This is a genomic window from Neoaquamicrobium sediminum, from assembly GCF_040970315.1.
Taxonomy (GTDB): domain Bacteria; phylum Pseudomonadota; class Alphaproteobacteria; order Rhizobiales; family Rhizobiaceae; genus Aerobium; species Aerobium sediminum.
On sequence record NZ_JAZHFV010000015.1, the window covers coordinates 1 to 22,910 of the forward strand.

At 62.1% G+C, this 22,910-nt stretch carries 20 protein-coding genes and 2 pseudogenes; 9 read left to right on the forward strand and 13 right to left on the reverse strand.

Annotated features, from left to right (window positions below):
- A pseudogene (locus V1479_RS24670) lies at positions 1–179 on the forward strand (SLC13 family permease); the annotation flags it as partial.
- On the opposite strand, the gene cysG reads toward V1479_RS24670, so the two are convergent.
- From cysG to V1479_RS24705, 7 genes are all read right to left on the reverse strand, one after another.
- Positions 144–1,670: a siroheme synthase CysG gene (cysG, locus tag V1479_RS24675; protein WP_173194038.1), complete on the reverse strand. Its 1,527-nt coding sequence runs from the start codon at positions 1,668–1,670 to the stop codon at positions 144–146. The pseudogene V1479_RS24670 and the gene cysG overlap by 36 nt on opposite strands.
- On the reverse strand, positions 1,642–4,317 hold the full coding sequence (locus tag V1479_RS24680; RefSeq protein ID WP_368805182.1) for a nitrate reductase: 2,676 nt from the start codon (positions 4,315–4,317) through the stop codon (positions 1,642–1,644). The genes cysG and V1479_RS24680 overlap by 29 nt, the downstream gene beginning before the upstream one ends.
- Positions 4,318–4,322: 5 nt before the next feature.
- Positions 4,323–4,652, reverse strand: coding sequence for a nitrite reductase small subunit NirD (nirD, locus tag V1479_RS24685; protein WP_173194036.1), 330 nt, complete (start codon positions 4,650–4,652; stop codon positions 4,323–4,325).
- 4 nt (positions 4,653–4,656) lie between these two features.
- A complete protein-coding gene (nirB, locus tag V1479_RS24690) occupies positions 4,657–7,107 on the reverse strand; it encodes a nitrite reductase large subunit NirB (RefSeq protein ID WP_368805183.1) in 2,451 nt (816 codons plus the stop codon).
- Between the two features lie 20 nt (positions 7,108–7,127).
- Entirely contained in the window at positions 7,128–8,429 is a 1,302-nt protein-coding gene (locus V1479_RS24695) for an MFS transporter (RefSeq protein WP_244649369.1), read from the reverse strand.
- Positions 8,430–8,794: 365 nt separating this feature from the next.
- The gene (locus V1479_RS24700; RefSeq protein ID WP_173194034.1) at positions 8,795–10,006 is read right to left on the reverse strand and encodes a CmpA/NrtA family ABC transporter substrate-binding protein; all 1,212 of its coding nucleotides are present in this window, start codon (positions 10,004–10,006) and stop codon (positions 8,795–8,797) included.
- On the reverse strand, positions 10,003–10,608 hold the full coding sequence (locus tag V1479_RS24705) for an ANTAR domain-containing response regulator (protein WP_173194032.1): 606 nt from the start codon (positions 10,606–10,608) through the stop codon (positions 10,003–10,005). The genes V1479_RS24700 and V1479_RS24705 overlap by 4 nt, the downstream gene beginning before the upstream one ends.
- A 653-nt stretch (positions 10,609–11,261) precedes the next feature.
- Here V1479_RS24705 and V1479_RS24710 point away from each other — a divergent pair.
- Both V1479_RS24710 and V1479_RS24715 read left to right on the forward strand, forming a co-directional pair.
- On the forward strand, positions 11,262–11,861 hold the full coding sequence (locus V1479_RS24710; protein ID WP_368805185.1) for a Crp/Fnr family transcriptional regulator: 600 nt from the start codon (positions 11,262–11,264) through the stop codon (positions 11,859–11,861).
- 150 nt (positions 11,862–12,011) lie between these two features.
- On the forward strand, positions 12,012–12,419 hold the full coding sequence (locus V1479_RS24715) for a VOC family protein (protein ID WP_173194030.1): 408 nt from the start codon (positions 12,012–12,014) through the stop codon (positions 12,417–12,419).
- An 87-nt stretch (positions 12,420–12,506) separates the two neighbouring features.
- Here V1479_RS24715 and V1479_RS24720 read toward each other — a convergent pair whose 3' ends face one another.
- From V1479_RS24720 to V1479_RS24740, 5 genes are all read right to left on the reverse strand, one after another.
- Positions 12,507–12,962, reverse strand: coding sequence for a Ros/MucR family transcriptional regulator (locus tag V1479_RS24720; RefSeq protein ID WP_368805186.1), 456 nt, complete (start codon positions 12,960–12,962; stop codon positions 12,507–12,509).
- Positions 12,963–13,311: 349 nt separating this feature from the next.
- Positions 13,312–13,944: a TetR/AcrR family transcriptional regulator gene (locus V1479_RS24725; RefSeq protein ID WP_368805187.1), complete on the reverse strand. Its 633-nt coding sequence runs from the start codon at positions 13,942–13,944 to the stop codon at positions 13,312–13,314.
- Positions 13,945–13,991: 47 nt separating this feature from the next.
- Positions 13,992–14,477: a DUF1772 domain-containing protein gene (locus V1479_RS24730; RefSeq protein WP_173194028.1), complete on the reverse strand. Its 486-nt coding sequence runs from the start codon at positions 14,475–14,477 to the stop codon at positions 13,992–13,994.
- Between the two features lie 1,035 nt (positions 14,478–15,512).
- Positions 15,513–15,977, reverse strand: coding sequence for a thermonuclease family protein (locus tag V1479_RS24735; RefSeq protein WP_368805188.1), 465 nt, complete (start codon positions 15,975–15,977; stop codon positions 15,513–15,515).
- A 136-nt stretch (positions 15,978–16,113) separates the two neighbouring features.
- Positions 16,114–16,674, reverse strand: a complete 561-nt coding sequence (locus V1479_RS24740) for a hypothetical protein (RefSeq protein WP_368805189.1) — start codon at positions 16,672–16,674, stop codon at positions 16,114–16,116.
- 916 nt (positions 16,675–17,590) lie between these two features.
- Between V1479_RS24740 and V1479_RS24745 the strand changes: the two genes are divergently transcribed.
- Entirely contained in the window at positions 17,591–17,875 is a 285-nt protein-coding gene (locus V1479_RS24745) for a DUF982 domain-containing protein (protein ID WP_173194022.1), read from the forward strand.
- Positions 17,876–18,148: 273 nt separating this feature from the next.
- On the opposite strand, the gene V1479_RS24750 is transcribed toward V1479_RS24745, so the two are convergent.
- Positions 18,149–18,775, reverse strand: a complete 627-nt coding sequence (locus V1479_RS24750; protein WP_368805207.1) for a lipocalin-like domain-containing protein — start codon at positions 18,773–18,775, stop codon at positions 18,149–18,151.
- Positions 18,776–18,844: 69 nt separating this feature from the next.
- On the opposite strand from V1479_RS24750, the pseudogene V1479_RS24755 reads away from it, so the two are divergent.
- The 5 genes and pseudogenes from V1479_RS24755 to V1479_RS24775 all read left to right on the forward strand — a co-directional run.
- Positions 18,845–19,024 (forward strand): annotated as a pseudogene (locus V1479_RS24755) (winged helix-turn-helix domain-containing protein); the annotation flags it as partial.
- Positions 19,025–19,204: 180 nt separating this feature from the next.
- Positions 19,205–20,443, forward strand: coding sequence for a hypothetical protein (locus V1479_RS24760; RefSeq protein WP_368805209.1), 1,239 nt, complete (start codon positions 19,205–19,207; stop codon positions 20,441–20,443).
- 335 nt (positions 20,444–20,778) lie between these two features.
- On the forward strand, positions 20,779–21,882 hold the full coding sequence (nirK, locus tag V1479_RS24765) for a copper-containing nitrite reductase (RefSeq protein WP_368805190.1): 1,104 nt from the start codon (positions 20,779–20,781) through the stop codon (positions 21,880–21,882).
- Positions 21,883–21,933: 51 nt separating this feature from the next.
- Entirely contained in the window at positions 21,934–22,248 is a 315-nt protein-coding gene (locus V1479_RS24770) for a hypothetical protein (protein ID WP_368805191.1), read from the forward strand.
- A gap of 3 nt (positions 22,249–22,251) precedes the next feature.
- Positions 22,252–22,815 carry an SUMF1/EgtB/PvdO family nonheme iron enzyme gene (locus tag V1479_RS24775; protein WP_368805192.1) on the forward strand — a complete coding sequence of 188 codons (564 nt, stop codon included), beginning with the start codon at positions 22,252–22,254 and terminating at the stop codon, positions 22,813–22,815.
- Positions 22,816–22,910: the final 95 nt, after the last annotated feature.

The window sequence follows — 22,910 nt, forward strand, 5'->3', positions numbered from 1 at the left end:
GTAGCCGTCATGTTTGGCGCAAGCGCGAGCTTTGCGACGCCTATTGGCTATCAGACCGCACGCTTGTCTACGGCGCCGGCAATTACAGGTTCAGCGACTTCGTTAAAATCGGGCTGCCGATGAACATCGTCGTCGGAATAGCGTCATGTTACGCGATCTATCTGTACTATGGTTTGTAAGGCGGCACGCCGCTCGAACGAGACTTGCGGGCAAGTGTCCCCGAACTCGTCCGTCCACGATGACCCTGCGGCCATGACGGTGGCTGGGTCCGCTCTTCTCTCGGCGAACACGGAACCGATTCCGATCACCACCGGACCTCCGTTGAGGAGGGTGTTGATCCCCTTTGACAGATCCGCCAGATCGCAACACAGTTTGGTCTCACCAATCCGCCCAATGTCGGCCGCAATAACAACCGGCGTCTCTGGCGGCATGCCATGAGAGATCAATAACGAAGCGATCGAGGAAGCTGTCCGTCCGCCCATATAGAAGATCGTCGTGGTCGAGGGGTCGGCTATCGCCATCCAATCGATATCATCGGGCAGGCCGCCATGCTGTGAATGCCCAGTGATGAAACGAACCGATCGCGCCTTGTCACGGTGCGTGAGGGAAACGCCAAGTGTGGCGGCCAAAGCGAGCCCGGCAGTGACCCCTGGCACCACGTCGTAGCCGATGCCATGCCTTTCCAGTTCAGCGATCTCCTCGCCTGCCCGCCCGAAGATCATTGGGTCGCCCGACTTTAGCCGTACCACCCGTCGCCCGGCGTTGGCGAGTTTTACCATCAGGTCGTTGATCTCGTGCTGTTTGCAACTTGCACGCCCCGCCCGCTTGCCCACGAGAATACGTTTTGCCTCGCGCCGGGCCAGTTCCAGCACCTCATCCGACACGAGATCGTCGAACAGGATGACGTCGGCCGCCTGCAGGGCACGTATCGCCTTCAGCGTGATGAGCTCTGCGTCTCCGGGACCTGCCCCGACGAAGGTGACGTGCCCGCGGGACTCGATGTCTTGCAGTCCGCCAAGGAGGGAGGCTTCACTGGTTTCATCCGCGGCTGGCCCGAACGCACGGTCGACGAAGCGCTCCCAGAACCTGCGCCTTGCCGGCCCAACCGGCAGCGCCTCGGCGACACGGCGGCGCCAATCCCGAGCCAGCCCCGCCCACCCAGCGAGTGTGGGCGGAAGCAGCGTCTCGATGCGCCGCCGGATCGCCTGCCCCAGCACGGGTGCTGCGCCTGACGTGGATATGCCGACCACGACCGGCGAGCGGTTGACGATCGTTCCGAACTGAAAGTGGCAATACTCCGGCCGGTCGATGATGTTGCACGGTACCCCAGCCTCGCGCGCCGCCTGCTCGAAAGCCACCGCCTCGACGTCGTGTTCGGCGTCGCAGAGCGCCACCGCCGCGCCATTCAAGTCTCCCGCGCGCCAGCTTCGCGGAAAGTGACGGATTGCCGGGTGACGCACCGCCACTTCCTCCATGCCCTCGGACAACTCGCCAGCATAGAGGTCGACGTTGGCACCTGCCGACACCAGCAGTTCGACCTTCCATGCGGCGGCCTCGCTGCCACCGACGACGACGGCACGTTTGCCTGTCAGGTCGAGGAAGACGGGAAGGACGCTCAGCGCTCCTATGCGCGGCGCGGGGTCACTCGGCAGCCTGGAGACGATGTGCATCGAGCAGTGTCCTGATTTCGGAGCGGCACGAGCCGCAATTGGTACCCGCGCGAAGCTGCTGACCGATGTCCTCCAACGATGCGGCCCCACGCGTTACTGCTGCCGCGATCTGATGTTCGCCGACGTTGAAGCAGGAGCAGATGACACGGCCGATCGACGGCATCGGCACGGGCGAACGTCCAGACAGAAGCGCCATGCGCTGCCCCGCCGCCAGCGGCTCACGCGCGCCAAGCAACGACACCAGCCAGTCTCGTGGAGGAAGTTGACCAGGGGGTGCCACCAGCAGTGCCTCGGCAAGAGCACCGGCCGGATCGAGGGCAGCAGCGCGGTATGTCAGGCCGCGCCGGTCGGTGTATTCCATAAACTGGTTGCGTGGCGACCCATCCAGCAGGCGGCGCGACAGGAGGATGCCCTGGTCCGGCGTTTCGGTGCCGCACAATTCGTAGACCCAGCCGCCGTCGACCGGATGCCGCGTCCAGTGGACGAAGCCCGTTGGCCGCAACTCGCGACGCGTCATCAGCACGCCCGTCCAGGCGATGGCCTCACGTTCAATGCGTACTGGAACGTTCTTCAGTTCCGGCTGGCCCGAGAACGGATCGCTCAGCGGCGTGGCAAGCGATCCCGCGCCTGCATTGGCGGCAAAATGGCCGCTCCAGTGCATCGGTAGGAAAGCTGTACCCGGTTTCTGATTGTCCGAGACGGTGACGCGTGCCCGGGCGAACCCGTAGCGGCTCGATATATGAGCGAGATCGCCATCCCTCAGCCCGCGCCGGTGTGCGTCCAGCGGGGCGATTTCGAGTGTCGGTGCGGGCACGTTCGCCATCAGACGGGGAACCCGGCCAGTTCGTGTCATGGTGTGCCACTGGTCGCGCAGCCTCCCGGAGTTGAGCGCGATGGGACGCTTCGCATCTACCGGCAGCGCCACGCCCTCCTGACGAACGGCAACAAAGCGCGCTCTTCCATCCGGTGTCGGGAACCGGCCGTCCACCAGCAGGCGCTCCGCGCATGGCTCACCACTCGCCTGTGGCCAGTGGCGAGGCGGGAAATGCTCATACTCGGCATCGGCAATCTCGGCCAACGCACCGATGTCGAAAAGCCTGTCGCCGTGGTTCTCGAACGCCGACAACCGGGCATGTTCCCGGAAAATTTCCAGCGGTCCATCATAGGTGAAGGCATCGCCGAATCCCATGCGCTGCGCGACATCGCAGATGATGCGCCAGTCCGCTCGCGCATTGCCGGGCACCGGCAGGAAGGGCCGCTGGCGCGACATGCGTCGCTCGGAATTGGTGACGGTGCCGCCTTTCTCGCCCCATGCGGCAGCTGGCAGCAGCACGTCGGCATAACGGGTCGTGTCGGTGCGGGTTACGTCCGAGACCACGACGAACTCGCACGATTTCAGAGCGGTGCGCACACGCGCCGAATCCGGCATCGAGACCGCCGGGTTGGTGCCCATCACCCACAGCGCCTTGGCTCGCCCGTCGCCGGCGGCGCGGAACATGTCCACCGCCTTCAGACCCGCCTGCCGCGCCATCGCAGGGGCGCTCCAGAACCGTTCGACGCGCTCGACGTCTTCCGGCCGGTCGAAATTCATGTGGGCGGCAAGCTGGTTGGCCAGCCCGCCGACCTCGCGCCCGCCCATTGCATTGGGCTGCCCCGTGACCGAAAACGGCCCCATGCCGGGCTGGCCAATGCGACCGGTCGCAAGGTGACAGTTGATGATGGCGTTGACCTTGTCGGTGCCATGCGCCGACTGGTTCACGCCCTGGCTGTAAACGGTGACGGTTCGCGACGTTGCGGCAAACAGCTCGTACAACAGCCGCACGTCGGCTTCCGCCAACCCGCATCCGGCGGCAACAGCGCCGGGCGAGGATGCTTCCGCGCTCGCGACCGAAAGCGCTTCGGCAAAGCCGGTCGTCGAAGAGTCGACAAAATTGCGGTCGATCACGCCGGCAATATCGAGATGGGCCAGCAATCCGTTGAACAGGAGCACGTCGGTGCCGGGGTCGACTGCGAGGTGCAGGTCGCATTCCTCTGCGGTGGCCGTGCGCCGGGGATCGATCACGACGATCTTGGTGCCCCGCGCCTCGCGAGCCGCCAGCAACCGCTGATAGAGGATCGGATGACACCATGCGGTGTTGGATCCGGTCAGCACCACAAGGTCGGCCTGATCGAGGTCCTCATAGGTGCCAGGGACGATATCCTCGCCGAAGGCGCGGCGATGGCCGGCAACCGACGACGCCATGCAGAGCCGCGAATTGGTGTCGATGTTGGCCGAACCGATGAAGCCCTTCATCAGCTTGTTGGCCACGTAATAGTCTTCGGTCAGCAATTGCCCGGAAATGTAGAACGCGACCGAATCCGGTCCATGTTTTTCGATGGTTTCCGAAAAACGACGCGCGACGAGGTCCAGCGCCTCGTCCCACGAAGTCTCGCGCCCGCCGATCTCCGGCACAAGCAGCCGTCCCTCGAGGCTGGTCGTCTCGCCCAGCGCCGAGCCCTTCGAGCACAGCCTGCCGAAATTCGCCGGATGGTCGGTGTCGCCGCGGACGGTCACGTTGCCGTCCGCGGCGACACGCGCCAGCACGCCGCAACCCACCCCGCAATAGGGGCAGGTCGTCCTCACTTCGGTTGCCGGCAGATCCTGCATTGCCGTCACTCCGCCGCCATCAGTGCGCGCTCGAGCCCCAGCAGGATGCGCCCGTCGATCACCCGCACAGGGATGGTCTTGACGGAGCCCTCATCCGCACCCAGCGCCTTGCCGGTTTCGAGCGAAAACACCCAGTTGTGCAGCGGGCACGTCACCGCGTTGCCGTGGACGATGCCCTGGCTCAGCGGACCGCCGCGATGCGGGCAATGATCCTCGATTGCATAGATCTCGTCGTCCGCCGTGCGGAACACGCCGATACGGCCCTGCGGCGTGGTCACGCAGCGTGCCCCGCGCGCCGGAATGTCCTCGATAGTGCCGATTTCATGCCAGTTCATCGCGTCACTCCGCTGCCTGCTGGAAGGAAAGGGCCGCCATTGGCTGGAACTCGTGCTTGTCCTTGCCGGACACGCGTTCCGACCACGGATCGACCTGCGCGAATTGCTGGCTGTAGACGAAGCGGTCGTAATAGGCCTTGCGGCGTTCGACATCGTCGAGCACCTGCCGCCGCACCTCGTCATATCCGATGCGCTTCGCCCACTTGTAGATGCGCTCCAGATAGCGGGCCTGCTCGCGATACATCTGCGTCAGCGCGACGATCACCTCGAGCGCCTCGTCCTCCGTCTTGACCAGACCGAGAACCTCGGTGCCCTTGATATCGAGCCCGGCGGCTCCGGCGAAGTGAATCTCGAAGCCGGAATCCACGCAGATGACGCCGACATCCTTGCAGGTGGCCTCGGCGCAGTTTCGCGGACAGCCCGACACCGCCATCTTCACCTTGGCGGGTGTCCACGAACCCCACATGAACTTCTCGATGCGGACGCCGAGACCGGTGGAATCCTGGGTGCCGAAACGGCACCAGTCCGACCCCACACAGGTCTTCACCGTGCGCAGCCCCTTGGCGTAGGCATGGCCGGAAACGAAACCCGCCTGCCCGAGATCGGCCCACACCGCGGGCAGGTCCTCCTTCCTGATGCCCAGCATGTCGATACGCTGGCCGCCGGTCACCTTCACGGTCGGGATCGCGAACTTGTCGACCACATCGGCGATGGCCCGCAATTCCTTCGAAGAGGTGACACCGCCCCACATGCGCGGCACGATCGAGTAGGTGCCGTCCTTCTGGATGTTGGCGTGAACCCGCTCGTTGATGAAGCGCGACTGGTAGTCGTCGGCATATTCGTCGGGCCAGTCGGCGACGAGATAGTAGTTGAGCGCGGGCCGGCATTTGGCGCAGCCGCAGGAGGTCTTCCACTCAAGCTCCTGCATCACGGCGGGGATCGTCTTGAGACCCTTCGCCTTGATGAGCCGACGCACCTCGTCATGGCCCAGTTCCGTGCAGGAGCACATCGGCTGAACCGCAGTGGGGTTGTAGCTGTCGCCGAGCGAAAGCTGCATCAGCTTCTCGACCAGCCCGGTGCACGTGCCACAGGAGGCGGACGCCTTGGTGTGGGCGCGCACGTCGTCCAGCGTCGTCAGTCCCTTGGAGGTAATGGTTGAAACGATCTTACCCTTGCAGACGCCGTTGCAGCCGCAGATTTCCGCATCATCCGCGAGTGCCGCAACGGCCGCCAAAGGGTCCGCCGAGGCACCCCCCTGAAACGCCTGCCCGAAGATCAGCGTGTCGCGCATCGCCGATACATCGGTCTGTTTCTTCTGCAGATCGGCGAACCATGCCCCGTCCGCCGTCTCGCCGAACAGCACCGTACCGATGATGCGGTCGTCCTTGAGCACAACGCGCTTGTAGATACCGGCCGAAGCGTCGCGCAGCACGATCTCCTCGCGGTCGTCGCCGTCGGCGAAATCCCCGACGGAGTAGAGATCGATGCCGGTGACCTTCAGCTTCGTCGGCGTGTCTGCATGGGCGAAATGGTCCTCGCCGGTTTCGGCCAGCACGGCCGCCGCCACGCGCGCCATCTGATAAAGTGGCGCAACCAGGCCGTAGACATGCCCGCCCACCTCCGCGCATTCGCCGAGCGCGAGGATATCCGGATCGGACGTGCGCATCCGGTCGTCCGTGACGATGCCCCGGTTGACCGTCAGCCCGACATCCTTTGCCAGCGTCACGTTGGGCCGGATGCCTACTGCCATCACCACCAGCGCGGCCGGAATGATGGTGCCGTCATCGAGTTCGACGCCCTCGACCTTGCCATCGCCAACGATCTGTTTCGTGTTTGCCCGCGTGACGACCTTTATGCCTCGCGCCTCGACCGCCCGCTGCAGCAGGTAGCCGGCGGCCGGATCGAGCTGACGCTCCATCAGCGTCGGCATGACGTGGAGCACCGTCACCTCCATGCCGCGCTCCTTCAGGCCGGCGGCGGCTTCGAGGCCGAGAAGGCCACCTCCAATCACAACCGCCTTCTGGCGCGACTGGGCGGCCAGAAGCATGGCGTCGACGTCGTCGAGATCGCGGTAGGTCAGCACGCCCGGCAGATCGTTGCCAGGCACCGGAATGATGAAAGGGACGGACCCAGTCGCGATCACGAGCTTGTCGTAGGATTCCGTCACGCCATGGTTAGACGTCACCGTCTTCGCCTCGCGGTCGATGGCGACGATCTTGTGGCCCTTGTAGAGCACGATGCCGTTGGCGACGTACCAGCCATCGCCATGGATCACGATCTCCTCGAAGCTCTTTTCGCCCGAAAGCACCGGCGACAGCATGATGCGGTCGTAGTTCACGCGCGGTTCGGCGTTGAAGATCGTGATGTCATAGCGGCCGGGCGCGGCTTCCAGCAGATGCTCCAGCATCCTGCCGGGAGCCATACCGTTGCCGATGATGACGAGTTTCTCTGTCATGGCCATCATCTCCCGCCCGATCATTCCGCGGCCTGGGCGAGCGAGCCCGACGGCTCGGCAGCGCGCTTTTCCATCTCCCGGATCGCCAGATGCATCCACATCAGGCAGACGCCCACCAGCACGAAGAGCAGCATGAAGCAGCTCGACCAGATACCGGTGAGGTCGTTGAGCGCGCCGAACGCGATGGGGAGGATGAAACCACCGAGGCCGCCGATCATGCCGACAAGGCCGCCCACCGCGCCGACATTGTCGGGATAGTAGACCGGGATGTGCTTGTAGACGGCCGCCTTGCCGAGGCTCATGAAGAAGCCCAGCACGAAGGCAACCGCCACGAAGGCAACCGGGCCGATGGCCATGTGGAATGCGATCTGCCCGTCGATGCCCTGCACGAGATAGTCGGTCGCCGGGATCGACAGCACTGCGCAGCACACGGCGGAGACCGCAAAGGTCCAGTAGAGCACGGTGCGTGCGCCAACGCGGTCGGAGAGCACGCCGCCATAAGCGCGGAAGATCGAGGCGGGGATGGAATAAGCCGCGCCGATCATGCCGGCGGTGGCGATGTCGAAGCCGTAGACGCCGATCAGGTAGCGCGGCAGCCACAGCGCCAGCGCGACGAAGGCGCCGAACGCGAAGAAGTAGTAGAGCGCGAAGCGCCAGACCCGCATGTCGCGCAGCGGTGCAAATTCGGCCAGGAAGCTGCGCGGCTGGCCGGCGCCGGTGAGGCGACGCTGGCGGATCACCGGGTCATCCTCAGTGGAGAGCCAGAAGACAGCGGCCATCAGCACAAGCGCGGCGGCCCACACCAGCGCCACGCTCTGCCAGCCCCATGCCAGCAGCACGAAGGGCGCCGCGAACTTGGTCACGGCCGCGCCGACATTGCCGACGCCGAAGATACCGAGCGCTGTACCCTGGCGCCCCGCCGGATAGAAGCGCGAGACATAGGCGACGCCAACCGCGAAGGAGCCGCCCGCAAGGCCGACGCCGAGCGCGGCAACCAGCATGTGCGCATAGGTGGTGGCAAAGGCGAGCAGGAACGTCGCCAGCGCCGATGCAAGCATGGTCGCGGTGTAGACCAGCCGGCCGCCGAGACGGTCGGTCCAGATGCCGAGCAGCATGCGGACGAGGGATCCGGTCAGGATCGGCATGCCGACCAGGAGGCCGAACTGCGTTTCGCTCAGGCCGAGCTCGTCTTTGATGCGAACGCCGATGATCGAGAAAATCGTCCACACGGCAAAGCAGACGGTGAATGCGATGGTGGACATCGAGAGCGCCCGGCTGGCCGAAGCGTCCGGAATGGGGGTGGTTTTGGCGGTTTCCGTCATTTCTGGCTCCATCATCAGCCCCTGGGAGTGGCTGTGCGCTGGCTGAAAACAAAAAAGCCGCCGATCAGTCCTCACGCGCACCGGTATACGGGCACGCGACAGAAGCTGATCGGCGGCTTTGCCTGATGCGCCCGTCATTGGACGCGAAATCTGAAGGCCCTTCATCAGGCCTGCAAATAACCAAGCAGTTTACGTGCCAGTTTCAGAATTGAAGTGAAGAACGAGCAATATCAGAGATTTACGCGCTTAAGCAGCTGTTTCGGGCTGATGCCGCTGACCACTTTTTATTCAAGGCGCCGTTGTTGCCAGCCCAAGATTTGTGCACTGCACGAAAATAGGCAGGTCGCAGGGCGCGGTCCAGGCCGCTATGACAGGCTCAGATATCGAGCGATTTGGTCTGGATCGAAGACCCCGCCATCGAAGAAGCCGTCGGGGCCCAGAACAAGGCTTGCCCCCGCCGATCCGACCGGTGTCGCCTTGACCAGCGATCCCTCCACCTTGGCGTTTGCACCCGGCAGGGCGACGCCGAGCGGACCGAGCGCGGCGCGGTAAAGATCCGGACGATAAGTCTCGCGCGCGATGTGCTCGCCAGCTTTGCTGGCCTCGATCTGGCCCCAGCGGGCCATCTGGCTGTAGAACCACAGCGCATGGCTTCGCCACGGGAAGGTGGCAGCCCGCGCAAGCGGTACAAAGAAGTCGTCGACGGCGATCACGCCCCCATCGCCATTCAGGAGTTGCCCCGACAGCGCCGGCATAAGCCATTCGACATCGCATCCGACATAGCCGGGCCGCGCGAGAATCGCCGCCAGTTCCGCATGGTTGGCGGCCTCGCCGCACCATTGCGCTGCACGATATAGCGCGCGCAGCAGCATGCCGAGCGACTCGGGATTGGCGTCCGCCCACTCGGCGGACACGCCCAGCACCTTCTCCGGGCTCGAACGCCAGATCTTCGATTTTGTCGTGACGATGCGGCCCGTGCCATGGAATACGGAGGCGCTGTTCCAAGGCTCACCTACGCAATAGCCGTCGATGCGGCCCGCTGCCAGCGCATCAGGCATCAACGGCGGGGGCACGATCACGATGTCTGTGTCCCGCTGTGGATCGATCCCGCACGCGGCCAGCCAGTAGCGTAATTCGTAGTTGTGCCCGGAATGCGGGTGCACCACCGCGAAGCGTAGCTTCTCTGTCCCTTGCCGCGATGCGATCACCTGTCGCAGCGCCGCGCCATTGATGGCAGGGTCAAGATCATGGGAAGCGCCTACCTCCCGCATCGCCGCCCACAGTCGTCCCGAAACAGTCACCGCATTGCCGCCCAGCCCCAGCGCCATCGGCGCGATGGTGGGTGTGGCCAGCGGTGCAAGGCCGAGATTGAAGGCAATCGGCATCGGCGCCAGCATATGTGCGGCGGCGAAATGGCCCACCGCAAGCCTGTCTCGGACGCTCGCCCAGGAGTTCTCGCGCACCAGCACGAGATCGATCCCTTCAGCTTCCGCAAACCCCTTTTCGCGCGCGGCGATGAGCAGAGCGCTATCCAGAAGTGGCAGGAAGCCGACCGTGATCCGGCAATCGGCGGTCATGTCTCATCTCCCGGTTCGAGCAATCCGGCTGCGGTGATGAGGCTCTGCGCGATCTCGGCGATCTTGCGATTCTGGTTCATGGCCGTCTTGCGCAAAAGCACATAGGCTTGGTCTTCCGAGATGCCGCGCGACTTCATCAAGATGCCCCTAGCCCGCTCGACCAGCTTGCGGTTCTCCAGTTCCGTACGCGCTTCCTCCAGTTCTCGCGCCATGCGCGAGAAGGCGTTGAAGCGGCTAATCGCCATGTCTACGATCGGCTTGACCCGTTCCTTGCGCAGTCCATCGATCACATAGGCCGATACGCCGGCCTCGACCGCGGCTTCGATCGAGGATGCATCCGAATGGTCCACAAACATTGCGATGGGACGCCTTACTGCCTTTGCAAGCTGGAAGAGGCTTTCCAGCATATCGCGATTTGGGTTCTCAAGATCGATCACGATTACATCTGGATCCAGTGTCTCGATCCTAGTGGCGATCCCGTCTATTTCGCTGACGACCCAAACATCTGCGTAGCCAGCCTCACGCAGTCCTGCCTCGATGATCGATGCACGGATCGTGTTTTCGTCGATGACGAGTATCTTAAGGTTAGAACGCACACTCATTCATAGCATCATGAATCAACGAACCTATTGTGCGTTGCAACATATACGTTGAGCTTTATATGGCTGTCCATGTATGTGAGCCCCGCGTCGGAGAGTGCCTCACTACCATGGACGGCCGTGCGGAATAAGCGCGCAAAAAAGAGGACCGTCTTGTGGGCTTGTAGTGGGGCTACTGCCCCTTCCTGGGACCGTTTCAACGGGTCTCGCCACTGCCCACAACCATCTTCTCGATCGTCACAGCCACGAAGCCGATCGGCGCGCCCTTACACCCCGCTAATGGCACTACTACATGGCGGCGCGAAATCATGAGAGCACCAACCTTGTGCGGTCACCTCAATCCAGCGCGAAGCTAGCGTCGGTTGCACAGCTCTTGCCTCGACGCACTCCCCCCCCCCCCCCGGACTTCCTGGCCAGGATCAGAGGTCCCGCCATAGGTGGTCTTGATCACCTGCGGCTCACACTACAGGACTGGATTGCCACGAAAGCGATGCTTCCGCGAATGCGTCACCGAGATTGGCGGACGGAGGATACCTCACAATCAGCCGTCAGCGGCCTCAATCTTCTCGGCGGCTTCGCGCCGCCTAATCATAATCAACTTGGCAAGGCAGCCACAGGCCATCAAGTTGATCCGCAAACGCCAAGGGATCAACGGAATGACGACGGCCGCATTCTTTGCCAAAATCCGCACCTATGCCGAGCTGTCCGGAGAAGCGGAGCAGGCCTGGGCGTCCCTCCTGCGTCCGCGCCATTATCGCAAGGACGAAAACTTCGTACAGGCAGGCACTGTTCCAACAACTTTCGCCTTCGTTGTCGAAGGTCTGCTGTGCCAGCACTATGTCGGTCGCGGGGGCGATCTGGTCATCAAATACTTCTTCCCGGAAAACCGCATTGGTGCGTCTGTGAGTGCAACGATGCTGCGCGAACCCAGCCTCTTTACGATTACAGCCATCGAGAACAGTCATGTCCTCGAATATGACTTCGCGGCTTTCAAGGCGCTGGTTTATACATATCCGGACATTGCAGCCTTCTATATCGCCTACATGGAGCGTCACTGGATCATCGAAAAGGAGCCGGTGGAGATCGCGTTCCGCCATGACGATGCCATGCAGCGTTACCTCGATTTCATTCGCAAGGAACCGCATCTTCATAAGCGCTTGAAACAGCATCACATCGCTGCCTGGCTCGGCATCACGCCGGAGAGCCTCAGCCGCTTGCGTAGAAAGATTGCCTTTGGCCGTTTGGGCAAGCGGTAGCTCGCATTCTTACCAAACATCAATTCGCCCGCGCTCCGATCACTCTAAGCGTCATGTCCAAGCAGTCGCCGTGGCGGTCACGCCGACGCTTCAACCCGCCGGCAGTCACTGCTCAAGCTGTTGCCGTCGGAAAATGGAGGGACATGAACAATGACCAGGATGATTTTCGTGAATCTGCCGGTTACCGACCTGGCCAGGTCGGAAGCTTTCTACGAAGCGCTGGGTTTCACCAAAAATCCGCAATTCAGCGATGACGGCAGCGCCTGCATGGTGGTGTCGGAGACGATCCATGTCATGCTGCTCACCCACGCGAAATGGAAGAGTTTCACCAGTCGTCAGATCGCACCCGCACATTCAAGCGAAGTGCTTTTGGCATTGTCGTGCGACAGCCGTGACGCGGTCGATGCGATGAATTCAGCAGCAGCGAAGCATGATGGCACAGCCGACATCAACCCGGCCCAAGACCTAGGCTTCATGTACAACCGCAACTTCGCTGACCCCGACGGTCACGTCTGGGAAGCAATGTACATGGACATGAGCACCATGCCGACAGATTAGTCACGATCGATCTGCCCTGAAATCGGACCGCCAAGGATCGTGGAGCTCGCGTCCAATGTCGAGTCGCTCCGGCGCCAGGGCGCCGGGTCAAGCGCTGGCTGCAGCCTTCTTGCGGCTGCGTTTCTTGGGAGCCGGCGCTGACGGCTTCCGCCCAAGTCCCATGGACTTGGCTAGAGCGGACCGCGCTGCTGAATAGCCCGGTGCTACCATGGGGTAGTCGTGCGGCAGCCCCCATTTGTCGCGGTACTCGGCTGGCGTGAGGCCAAAATGGACGCTGAGGTGACGCTTGAGCGACTTGAATTTTTTGCCGTCCTCAAGGCAGATGATGTAGTCGTCATGCACCGACTTCTTCACCGGAACTGCAGGCTTCAGTGGCGCCACGGTTTCCTGCACTGCACCGCTGGTCAATCCGGCAAGTGATATGTGGACGCTCTCGATCAGGTCAGCCAGTTCCCTCATCGGAAGGGGGTTCTTGGACACGTAGGCCGACACGATGTCGGCTGTCAGGGCGACGAGCTGGTCGCGTTCTCCCTGTTCATTCATAGCTTGACTCCTGTCGTCACTCGCGAGATTGCCGAATTCGGTTGGAGCGATAGACGGCTCTTACGCGGAACGCAATCCGCGCGCTTTTGCTAACGTCGTGTACGTGGTGGAACGGGTCCGAAGTCGTTTAGAGCCTCGCTCGGTAGCTCATCGCGCAGACCTGCACGCTATTTTAGCGTCTGGATGAGCGGAAATCGAGCGGGGAGGCACGCCAGTTCCCCGTCAAGTTTGAGCATATCCTTTCGCAAGAACATCGTGCTGGACGCTGACGCTATCAGATAGTCTGGAGCGCTTGCAGCCAAATCGTTGGCGGAAATATGAAGATGGTAATAAGGCGGCCGGCCAATATTCAAGCCCTCCTCCTCTGAACGGCTGATACGACGCCGTCGAGGATAAGACCTATTCCGAACTCGAATGCGCGATCGAAATCCCACTGACGCGGCAGCTCCATTTGTTCCAGCACCTTGAATCCGAACCCGTTAATGCGGTTTCTCTGGGTGGCCGCATTTGGCTCCAGGTCGACGTAGTCTCCGCGGCTCTGGTAGGTAGCCTGCATGAGCGTGAAGCTGACGAGCGTGAAATATGTTCGCACGCTATCAAGGTCCGACAGACCCGCCTGGCCGAGAGCTCTTAGGGTTATCTCCATAGGCGCGAAGGCGCTGGTGGGTGCGATATCAGGCCCCTCCAACAGGCGACTCAGGCCTGGATGCCGCAGGCAGAGGGCGCGAAACTCACTAAAGCAATAGACTACCTGGTCGCGCCAGCCCGAGGCGCCGCCGTCAAACATTGCTTTGTCGAGGACATATGATGCAATCGCGCGCAACAGATCGTCCTTGCTGTCGACGTGATTATAGAGGGCCATTGGCGTCACCCTCAGAGACTTAGCGACGGCTCGCATAGAGACGGCCTCCACCCCCTCTCGGTCGAGAAGACTGAGGCCGGCCTCAATGACCTTGCCCCGTGTTAGGTCGCGGGCTCTCATAGACGACCTCGCGGACGGTGAATCTGGGCGCTGCGGATACGCATCTCCTATTGTGTAAGTGCGACGGCCATTGCGATCAGGCTTAATGTTGCAAGGCCGGCGCGTGCCATATGCGAATACTCCCAGATATCCCTGAGCTGGCGCCAATCCGCATCCTGACCTGCAAAGGCGGAAAAGAACACCGAGCCCAAGCCTGAGATGCGTGTGTCCTTCAGCCAAACACTGTTCACGGGATGGGTAACGAACCAGTAGGTCAGATGCCCGACCACGAGAAACACAAATGCGGCAGCGATCCACCAGGAGCGCTCCGATCCGAAGGGCGTGAGCAGGAGCAGGATGGGCAGCAACAGCAGCGCACCCAACTCGCCGACGAGCCCGCCGATGGTGAACCCCGGATAGTAGATTGCCTGAACAAGGCGGTAGTCTTTTTCCTCGAGCCGGAGCTTGCCGGGAAATTCGAGCGCGTGGGCCAAGGCCAGTCCCATCGTGACGGCAACTAGGACGAGCGCGATCACGGCAAGAGCTTGGGTCATTGATAGATACCTCATGAGCGTCATCTTATCTCAGATATATATACAGTGTATATTTAGAATCCTGGAAGCGCAATGCCGCGAAAGCGTGTTCTTCAGATAGCGAATCGTCCCGGAAGTGCTGACACCGGACAGCCAGAGATGTCATTCGGGCTTTACGGCAAGAGCAGCTGCACGCTGGAAAAGGCTCCAGCCATCCGCCCGTAGATGATCAGACCGACCTTCCGCAGACGAATGCCAGCCCGACAACTTCATAGATCAAAATGCGCTGCTTTAGACGGCTTCGCTTGTATGCATGGGCGCCTACTTTCGGAACTGCATCTGTCCTCACGCGTTGGCACCTTTAGACACAGGAGGCGACAATGATGGCGTTCTTTCGCAGCCTGTTGGCTGAGTTATTGCCGCAAAAGCCCAAGGCCATCCGTCGACGGGCTCCCAAAGATCGCAGGCCAGCTCAACAGCCGAAACGACAGGAGCCCATAACGTTCGGTCGACGACGAAACCAGGTGCCGAAACGCGGCATGCGGTGAGGCATCAGGGGATTATCGTCTGCTGGCCTGTCGCAACGCGGAACCGTACCCCAGGGTGACGCATTGGCCGCAATGTCTCCTAACCTGATGGTGGAACTGGTGCGAGGCGCGGTGGTCGATGGCCGCTGGGAAGCCAGGATTGCCAAGTAGGCTCATTTCCGCTCATCGCGCACGGCAGCTGGCCGCTTTGTTGAGGTGCCGGCGCTCGTGTAGCTCGAATCCGCGCTGTACATGATCTTGCGCGAACAGGGTAAGACCCGCGCCGACCTGATGCGCTTACTCGATTGTAAGCGTGAACACGTGGATAGACTGTTCAGGCTCGACCACAACTCGCGCCTCGACTCCCTTGAGGATGCTTTCAGGGCGCTTGGTGTTCCGTTGCGGTTCGATATGCCATTTCCACATGCGGAAGCAGCCTGACAGGGAACCCCCGCCCCGGCAGGGTCTTTCTTTGCCCGGATGCGGATGGGAAAAGCACCAATCCTGTCAGCGGTTCAGAGCTTGCGAGCTAGCACCAGCTTTCCTTGAACCCTCGCCATTCGTGCGCCAGCCCCTTGCTGATCAGCTCCGCACCAACCTCGCGCTCGCCAACGCGGATCGTGGCCAGGGTGCGCCCGTAACGATCCTTGCCGTTGCGCTCGATGGTGAATGCACGGCCGTCGAGCGCGCGCCGGAGCTCATCTCGCGCCTGAACGGCCATCCGCCTTTCGCGGTCGCACGAGCCGTTCATCTCGGGCGCGTTGAAGCCTTCGAGGCGAATCTTCTCACCCCTCACCCAGATCGTGTCCCCATCGACTACGCAGTTGATGCGCTTGCCGCTGCCGCAGATCGGCATGGCGATGGTGTGGCCGGCCGAGACGATCGATGCAGCATCAACCCGGCGTTCCTCAGGCGCGATCTTCCATCCGATGATCCCGGCACCGGCAAGCGCCGCGCACAAGCCCACAAAGAATACCGGCGGTTGTCCGAACATGGCAGCCTCCCACTTCGGAGCTCATTGTCGATCATGCGAGTTACGAAGTCGGAAACTGAAACGGTGGAATGTGCGGCAATTGCCTCAGGTCGCGTCAAATCCATCGAAAGGATAATACGCGGCGGATGCGCAGAGTTCAGACTGCCCGGTAGGGTTCGCCCACCGGCATGAGGTGCTCAAATGAGCAGGACACCAGAACCCTCAGTAAAGCGTCGCCAATGCTCTCGCGGCCATGACCAGTCGCGAAGGTCAACTTCTTGCTATCCTCAAGAAACTCTAGCGGCCTTACCGCCACTGATCCATGCCCCCAGAGCACCCGTATTACGATGGAGCGCGTTTGGCGTGCCTTCATCGCGAATGAATCAGAGGACGTTGTATGGAACATGTCTGCCAGATGCTCGAAGAGCTGCGCCGCTACATCGGCGACCGGGACGACTTGCGAACCGAACTTGAGGAGGTCGATGCTCTTCTGAGCGTTGCGCTCGAAGAAGTTCGGCGGAAGCTGGCGGCGGACGCGGATCGCCAGTAGCAATGATGTCTGCCACAGCCTCTGCAGCCGCCAGGAGCCGGCATGCAGCCTTGGCGCCGAGTGAACGTCTTTATTGGCGATCTGCTCGCCGGTGCTGCAGTGAACGGCAAGCGCGTGGCATTTGCCTTTCATGGGATTGCCCAGAGCCGCCGGGCGGCCCGGGTTCATGCGAGCGTGCCGAGCGGACCCTGGCACACGTCGAAGGACGGCAGACTTGGCTGCATATTCGTTGTGATTGGAAACCTTCTTCACGCCCCGATGCGGGGACCAGCGCTGTCACGAGTCACGGCGGCGACGAGCGCTGATGAGCCCCGCTTGTGTCGCGTGGCCATGGTGTTCCTTTCACCCGGCGCTTGCCGGAAAGGGTTCGTTGTTGTTGATTATCGCACTGTCAGAGAAAGGTATAAGGAACCGATCAATGCAGTTGCATATGCGAGGTGTGGAACTGGTGGTCGAACTGCAGGATGCTGCCGACCGGGCGCATGAACTGACGCCATCGGAGATCAGACGTCTCCTCTTGGAAACCGCGTCAGTTCTCGGCGACTTACTGAAGCGGGACCTTCCCGCCAGACAACCCCATCGTTAACCGCGTCTCGGCGCTCACCGGTCGCTGCTTGGTACAAACCAGACTGTGGGCGGTTGGTGGGGCGGCAGGACTGCAGCCCTGCCGTATATCCCCTCAAAACTTGGCCGGCCTTCGTGCCGGCCCTTTCTTGTTAAGACCCGCTGCTGGCTTTGGGTGGCTGAAGCGCTCGTCTCGTTCCGGAGCGGTCTGCCGGGGGCCGGCATGGCGGCCGCAAGGTTCCGGTTTGGATAACCGTTATGTGCCGCAAGTTCTTCCATCTTGCGGCTACCACCACTCTGCAGCGTCGCGTCTGCGTTGTTTCTTGAGCAAGGGGGCTGGAACAAAACGCATGGTTTCTGGTTGGCGAGCGCGGACTTCCACTGGCCCTGCCGACACGCGACCTCCTGACTCGCTGGCCGGCTCAAGGCCGGCCGTTTTTTTGTGGTGTCGGTTAGGCAACCCTTTCAGCCGAACGGCGTTGAGCGATCGTCCCTATGCATCTTCGGGAGGAATGCCATCATGAGGCTGCATCTGCCAGTCACGGTTACTGTTGGGCTATCCGGTTCTCGGGATCTGCTTACAATCGGTGATCTCCTCGATTTCCTCGACGAATGGCCGCCAGCACGGCGTGGACCGATTCGCGAGAACGTCCGCCGATTATGTCTAGCAGCGCTGGCGCAGGAGGTGTCCGTAGAGGAAGCCCGCGAAGCGTTCGTCGCTTTTGCGAGGATGATGAATGTCCTCGAGCCGACGTTCGATCCGGTACCTGGCTATGACATGCGCAGCACTGCCGTTCGACGTTAACGCGTAGCTATCGGAACCGTTGAACGACACCGGCCGTCGGCGGATTCATCGAGGGCGCTTTGCAACCGCGCGACAGGGAAAGCCAGCTCCGGACCCTGTGGTTCGCTTCGACAATGGTTGTTGTGGCGAAGCCCGGCGCGGCAACAGAGGCACAGGCACAGTCGATGATGGCGGTTTCCCGCGCCGGGTCGACCACTTCCCCCAGATGAGCACGCGGTGAACGCATCCGCCTCGATGAGGCGGATGCGTTCAGGAGCCAGTGCCCCTTCTGGCTCAGTCCAGGCGTTTCCAGACGACCTCGACATGGCCGTCGCCGATCGTTGTCATAGGATTGGTGTAACGCCAGACGTCGCCCTCCACGCTGGATTCGCGACGCTGCTTTTCGCCCTCCCAGTTCGGAAACGTGCTGACCTCGACATTGAAGGTCACGGTCTGGTTTTCTTCGTCGACCTCGTATGTCCCATACAAAGCGTTCGATCCCTTTCCGATCGCGGTGTATTCCTCGGCCGTACCTTGCATGCGGTTGTTGCCCGCATAGAGCGGGAGGCTGGAGCGGGTGATGATGTTCACGAAGCGACCGTTCGGATCCATGATCTGGATTCCTCGCGGTTTCTCGCCGAACAGCTCGACCTTCTTGTCGGTCTGGTGGACCGTGAGCGAGACGAGCGACCATGTTCCCACGACCTGCTCCTTCAGGCTCTTGGCATCGCTTGCAGCGGCGGAATGACACGCTGCGAGAAGTGAAATCGCTGAGGCAGCGACGAGAGTGCTTTTGCGTTCCATTGGTGTTCCTCCTGTAATGCCCGGAAAGCACGCGAAGCCTGCTCTGTCTCCCGGCGGGACGCATGTATTCGCGCTGCAATTTTCCTCTAATACGGGTATAATTTCGGCTGATCGCATGCGTGCGAGGGAGGAATGAATACGGCAAGACGATATCGGTTCGGCTCCTTCGTTCTTGATATGGAACGAATGGCGCTCACTGAAGGTGAACACCAGATCGAGCTGCGGCCGAAGGCATTCGATACGCTGCGTTTCCTTGTCGAGCACTCCGGTCGCCTGGTCACCAAAGATGAACTGGTAGCCGTCGTGTGGCCCGATGTAATCGTAAACGACGATGCGCTTGCTCAATGCGTGCGCGACGTTCGCAAAGCGCTCGGCGACGATGATCATTGCTTGATCAAGACAGTGCCGCGACGCGGCTATCTTTTTGCTGGAGGCGTCACTGAGGAAAACGACGGGCATTTTCCGCGCCCGATGCCGCATCCCCTCTGGCGTCGACCTCTGGCGGCGCTCACGGCTCTATTGGCGGTGGCGGCGGTTGTGGCCGGCATGGCATGGACACACTTCGCTGCTGATGTCAGCAGCGCGGCAGGGCGTGATCCCAGACCCTCTGTCGCCGTCCTGCCATTCCGAACCAGCACCGAAAGCGATGTCGACGCCTGGCTGGGCGAAGGCGTCGCTGAGGATGTCATCATGGCGCTGTCGCGTTTCCGTGACATTGCGGTCATCGCCCGCAATTCGAGCTTTCGGTTCGACACCGACGACGATCTGCCTCGTATCCGTGAGGGGCTTCGCGCTGACTTCCTGCTGCAGGGGAGCCTGCGACGGAACGGCGATGAACTGCGCCTCGCTGTCCAGCTTGTCGACCTGGAGACCGGGGTCAACCGCTGGACAGAGCGTTTCGACCGTCCTTGGGGTGACGTCTTTGCAATTCAGGAATCGATCGCCTCGGATGTCGCTGCACAACTTGCAGCACAAACAAGAAATGCGGCGGTCATCCGCTCGCAGGGCAAGCCGCCGGCGGTGCTGGACGCCTATGATCTGGTCTTGCGCGGCCGCAAGGCTCACCTGACCTTCAGCCATGAAGGCGCGGTCGAGGCGCTCGAACTGGCGCGGCGCGCGGTTGCGTTCGATCCAAACTACGCGGTCGCCTGGGAGCTTCTCTCCCAGCTCTTGATTCAGTTCTTTATTCAACCCTACGACGAACGCCGGGGCGATCTCGCCGTACTGGCGGAGGCAAGAGCCGCAGTCGCAAAATCGGTGCAGCTAGACCCGCATTACTCCACCGCGCGCGCCGGGCTCGGAGCCCTGATCGCTCGTGAGGGCGATTTCGACACCGGTCTCGCGGAACTGCGCGAGGCCCTGCGCCTCAACCCAAACGACGCCTCCACGCTTGGAACATATGCCGATACGCTGGCGCGTGCTGGCCTTCACTCTGATTCCCTTGCGGCCTGGAATGAGCTCGAACGGCTTGATCCGGCCGGAACGCCTCTGGCAGCGGCACTGAAGTCGCGCGCGGAGTTCTTTACGGGTAATTACGACGCGGCACTGGCCTCTGCACGTAAGTGCGCCGCTGTCGCGCCGAAGCTCCAGCCCTGCCTGCTGTTCCTGACGATCGCTGCTTCGGCCGCAGGAGAAGCGGAGGAGGCGATAGCGGCCGCTGGCCGCCTCATCGATCTCAATCCCAACTTCTCGATAGCGCGCCATTTCACCATCATTCCATTCCGCAACCCCGCCGACGTGGAGGCGATGGCGGTCCACCTGCGCGCCGCCGGTCTGCCGGACTGAGGCCTGAGAGCCAACCACTGCTGTTCAGTTATCGCCTTTGGAGCCGGACCTTCCGAATCCGGCCTCCAATGCGCCGGGAGGTTTTGCGCGCCCTATGTGGTCGTATACGCCCCACTGTTTCGCCACCAGCTCGGGGCATTCGAGAGAGGAGCGGCGGTCTATTTCGTCCAACAGACAGCCACATATCTTCCGGATTCCCTTGTCGGTCCCGAAGGTTGGAGTGAGCGCTTCTCACGCTGGAAACCGTCAATAGTTTGTTCCAGCACAAACACGAAGGCAGCGTTAAGGCGTAGGTTTTCCCCATCGACAACGATGGATCAAAACGGAGAACCGAGATGTTCACGCGCCGCCAGGCGCTGATGGGAGCGGCGGCCGCCGCCATGCTGGCCGCGATGCCCCCGATGGCCGCTTTCGCGAACGAAGCCGAGATCGAAGCGCTGCCGCGCGAGCAGGTCACGCTCGTCGCTCCGCCCTTCGTTCACGCACACCAGCAGGCAACCAAGGAAGGGCCGAAGGTGGTCGAGTTCACCATGACCATCGAGGAAAAGCCTGTTGTCATCGACGACGAGGGCACAGTCCTCCAGGGCATGACCTTCGACGGCTCGATCCCTGGTCCGATGATGGTCGTCCACGAGGGCGACTATGTCGAACTGACACTGGTGAACCCCGGCAGCAATTCGATGCCGCACAACATCGATTTCCACGCAGCGACTGGTGCGTTGGGCGGAGGGGCGCTGACGTTGGTCAACCCCGGAGAGCAGGTGAAGCTACGCTTCAAGGCGACTCGCGCTGGCACCTTCGTCTACCACTGCGCACCGGAAGGGCCGATGATCCCCTGGCACGTCGTGTCGGGCATGTCGGGGACGATCATGGTGCTGCCGCGCGATGGGCTGAAGAACGACAAGGGCGAACAGATCACCTACGACAAGGTCTTCTACATCGGCGAAAACGACTTCTACGTCCCGCGTGACGAGGATGGAAACTTCAAGACCTACGAGAGCCACGGGGACAGCTATGCCGATACCCTCGAGGTCATGAAGAGCCTTACTCCGACGCATGTGGTCTTCAACGGTGCCAAGGGCGCGCTGACCGGCGACAACGCCATGAAGGCGCGGGTCGGGGAAACCGTCCTGATCGTCCACAGCCAGGCTAATCGCGACACTCGCCCGCACCTGATCGGCGGCCATGGCGATTATGTCTGGGAAGAGGGCAAGTTCGCCAACCCGCCCGCCAAGGACCTGGAGACGTGGTTCATTCGCGGCGGCTCGGCGGGAGCGGCGCTCTACACCTTCTTGCAGCCGGGCGTGTACGCCTACGTAAACCACAACCTCATCGAGGCAGTGGAACTCGGAGCGACCGCGCACTTTCTGGTCGAGGGCGACTGGAACGACGACCTGATGAAGCAGGTCGAGGCTCCCGGCCCGATCCCCACTCACTGACTGCAAGACGGCCCGGTCTCGCTCCGGGCCGCCACCCCTTCGAGAACCGCTATGTCACATCACCTCATTGACGTTCTGGTCGGCGCGGCTGCTGCGCTTGCCGTGCCCGCCACCGCGGCCGGAATCGCCCACCATGCCTCCATGGCCGGCGACATCGCGGAGACGGTCGAGATCAGGACCGTCACTCTGGACTTCCCAGCTCCGGGAGAATTCCTGACCAAGGGCGTTCCGACGGCACCCACGGTTGAACCACTCAAGGTGAGCGCCTTCCGCATCATGAAACAGCAGGTCGGCGCCGCGGCGTATGCCCTGTGCGTCGAGGACGGTGCCTGCGATCCGGCCGACGGCCCGATCGGGGTCGGCTAGGACGTGCCTGTCACCGGGGTAGACTACCGCGACGCGACCGCGTTCGCCGCTTGGTACTCGCATAAGACAGGATACCCGTGGCGGCTTCCGACTGCGGACGAGGCAGCGGCCGCCGCGGGTGAGCGCTTCGCAGGAGACGCCTTCTCCGCCGCGGCCGAGAACCCGGCCAATCCGGCGGTCGCCTGGCTGCGCCGCTACAAGGAAGAATCGGCGGCTAAGCGCCCGGCCGATCCCGCCGTCAAGGCGCGCGGCTTCTACGGCGCTAACGCGAACGGCATCGATGACTTCGGCGGCAATGTCTGGGAGTGGACGTCGACCTGCTATGCTCGGACGACGCTCGCTCCGGACGGTTCCGTCGAGTCCCGTACGGACAATTGCGGCGTTCGCGTCCTGGAGGGGCTTCACCGGGCCTACATGTCGAGCTTCGTGCGCGACGGCAAGAGTGGCGGGTGCGCGGTGGGCACGCCGCCGGAGCATCTCGGTTTCCGGCTCGTCCGTGACGACACTCCCTTGGCCCATGTCAAGCTCGCCGCCGCGCGCCTGTGGGACAGGGCGGCAGGCTTCTGATGACGTCTGGAGCTGTCAAACTGGTCGCGGAGGTAATCGAGATTCCAAACGTGCCGGAAGCGAGGCCGGCTGAGGCCGCGTCGATGCCGCGGAGG

Excerpts from the sequence above, each read along its gene's own strand:
- cysG (WP_173194038.1), bottom strand. The coding sequence starts at position 1,670 with ATGCACATCGTCTCCAGGCTGCCGAGTGACCCCGCGCCGCGCATAGGA.
- V1479_RS24680 (WP_368805182.1), bottom strand. The coding sequence starts at position 4,317 with ATGCAGGATCTGCCGGCAACCGAAGTGAGGACGACCTGCCCCTATTGC.
- nirD (WP_173194036.1), bottom strand. The coding sequence starts at position 4,652 with ATGAACTGGCATGAAATCGGCACTATCGAGGACATTCCGGCGCGCGGG.
- nirB (WP_368805183.1), bottom strand. The coding sequence starts at position 7,107 with ATGACAGAGAAACTCGTCATCATCGGCAACGGTATGGCTCCCGGCAGG.
- V1479_RS24695 (WP_244649369.1), bottom strand. The coding sequence starts at position 8,429 with ATGACGGAAACCGCCAAAACCACCCCCATTCCGGACGCTTCGGCCAGC.
- V1479_RS24700 (WP_173194034.1), bottom strand. The coding sequence starts at position 10,006 with ATGACCGCCGATTGCCGGATCACGGTCGGCTTCCTGCCACTTCTGGAT.
- V1479_RS24705 (WP_173194032.1), bottom strand. The coding sequence starts at position 10,608 with ATGAGTGTGCGTTCTAACCTTAAGATACTCGTCATCGACGAAAACACG.
- V1479_RS24710 (WP_368805185.1), top strand. The coding sequence starts at position 11,262 with ATGACGACGGCCGCATTCTTTGCCAAAATCCGCACCTATGCCGAGCTG.
- V1479_RS24715 (WP_173194030.1), top strand. The coding sequence starts at position 12,012 with ATGACCAGGATGATTTTCGTGAATCTGCCGGTTACCGACCTGGCCAGG.
- V1479_RS24720 (WP_368805186.1), bottom strand. The coding sequence starts at position 12,962 with ATGAATGAACAGGGAGAACGCGACCAGCTCGTCGCCCTGACAGCCGAC.
- V1479_RS24725 (WP_368805187.1), bottom strand. The coding sequence starts at position 13,944 with ATGAGAGCCCGCGACCTAACACGGGGCAAGGTCATTGAGGCCGGCCTC.
- V1479_RS24730 (WP_173194028.1), bottom strand. The coding sequence starts at position 14,477 with ATGACCCAAGCTCTTGCCGTGATCGCGCTCGTCCTAGTTGCCGTCACG.
- V1479_RS24735 (WP_368805188.1), bottom strand. The coding sequence starts at position 15,977 with ATGTTCGGACAACCGCCGGTATTCTTTGTGGGCTTGTGCGCGGCGCTT.
- V1479_RS24740 (WP_368805189.1), bottom strand. The coding sequence starts at position 16,674 with ATGAACCCGGGCCGCCCGGCGGCTCTGGGCAATCCCATGAAAGGCAAA.
- V1479_RS24745 (WP_173194022.1), top strand. The coding sequence starts at position 17,591 with ATGAGGCTGCATCTGCCAGTCACGGTTACTGTTGGGCTATCCGGTTCT.
- V1479_RS24750 (WP_368805207.1), bottom strand. The coding sequence starts at position 18,775 with ATGCGATCAGCCGAAATTATACCCGTATTAGAGGAAAATTGCAGCGCG.
- V1479_RS24760 (WP_368805209.1), top strand. The coding sequence starts at position 19,205 with ATGGCATGGACACACTTCGCTGCTGATGTCAGCAGCGCGGCAGGGCGT.
- nirK (WP_368805190.1), top strand. The coding sequence starts at position 20,779 with ATGTTCACGCGCCGCCAGGCGCTGATGGGAGCGGCGGCCGCCGCCATG.
- V1479_RS24770 (WP_368805191.1), top strand. The coding sequence starts at position 21,934 with ATGTCACATCACCTCATTGACGTTCTGGTCGGCGCGGCTGCTGCGCTT.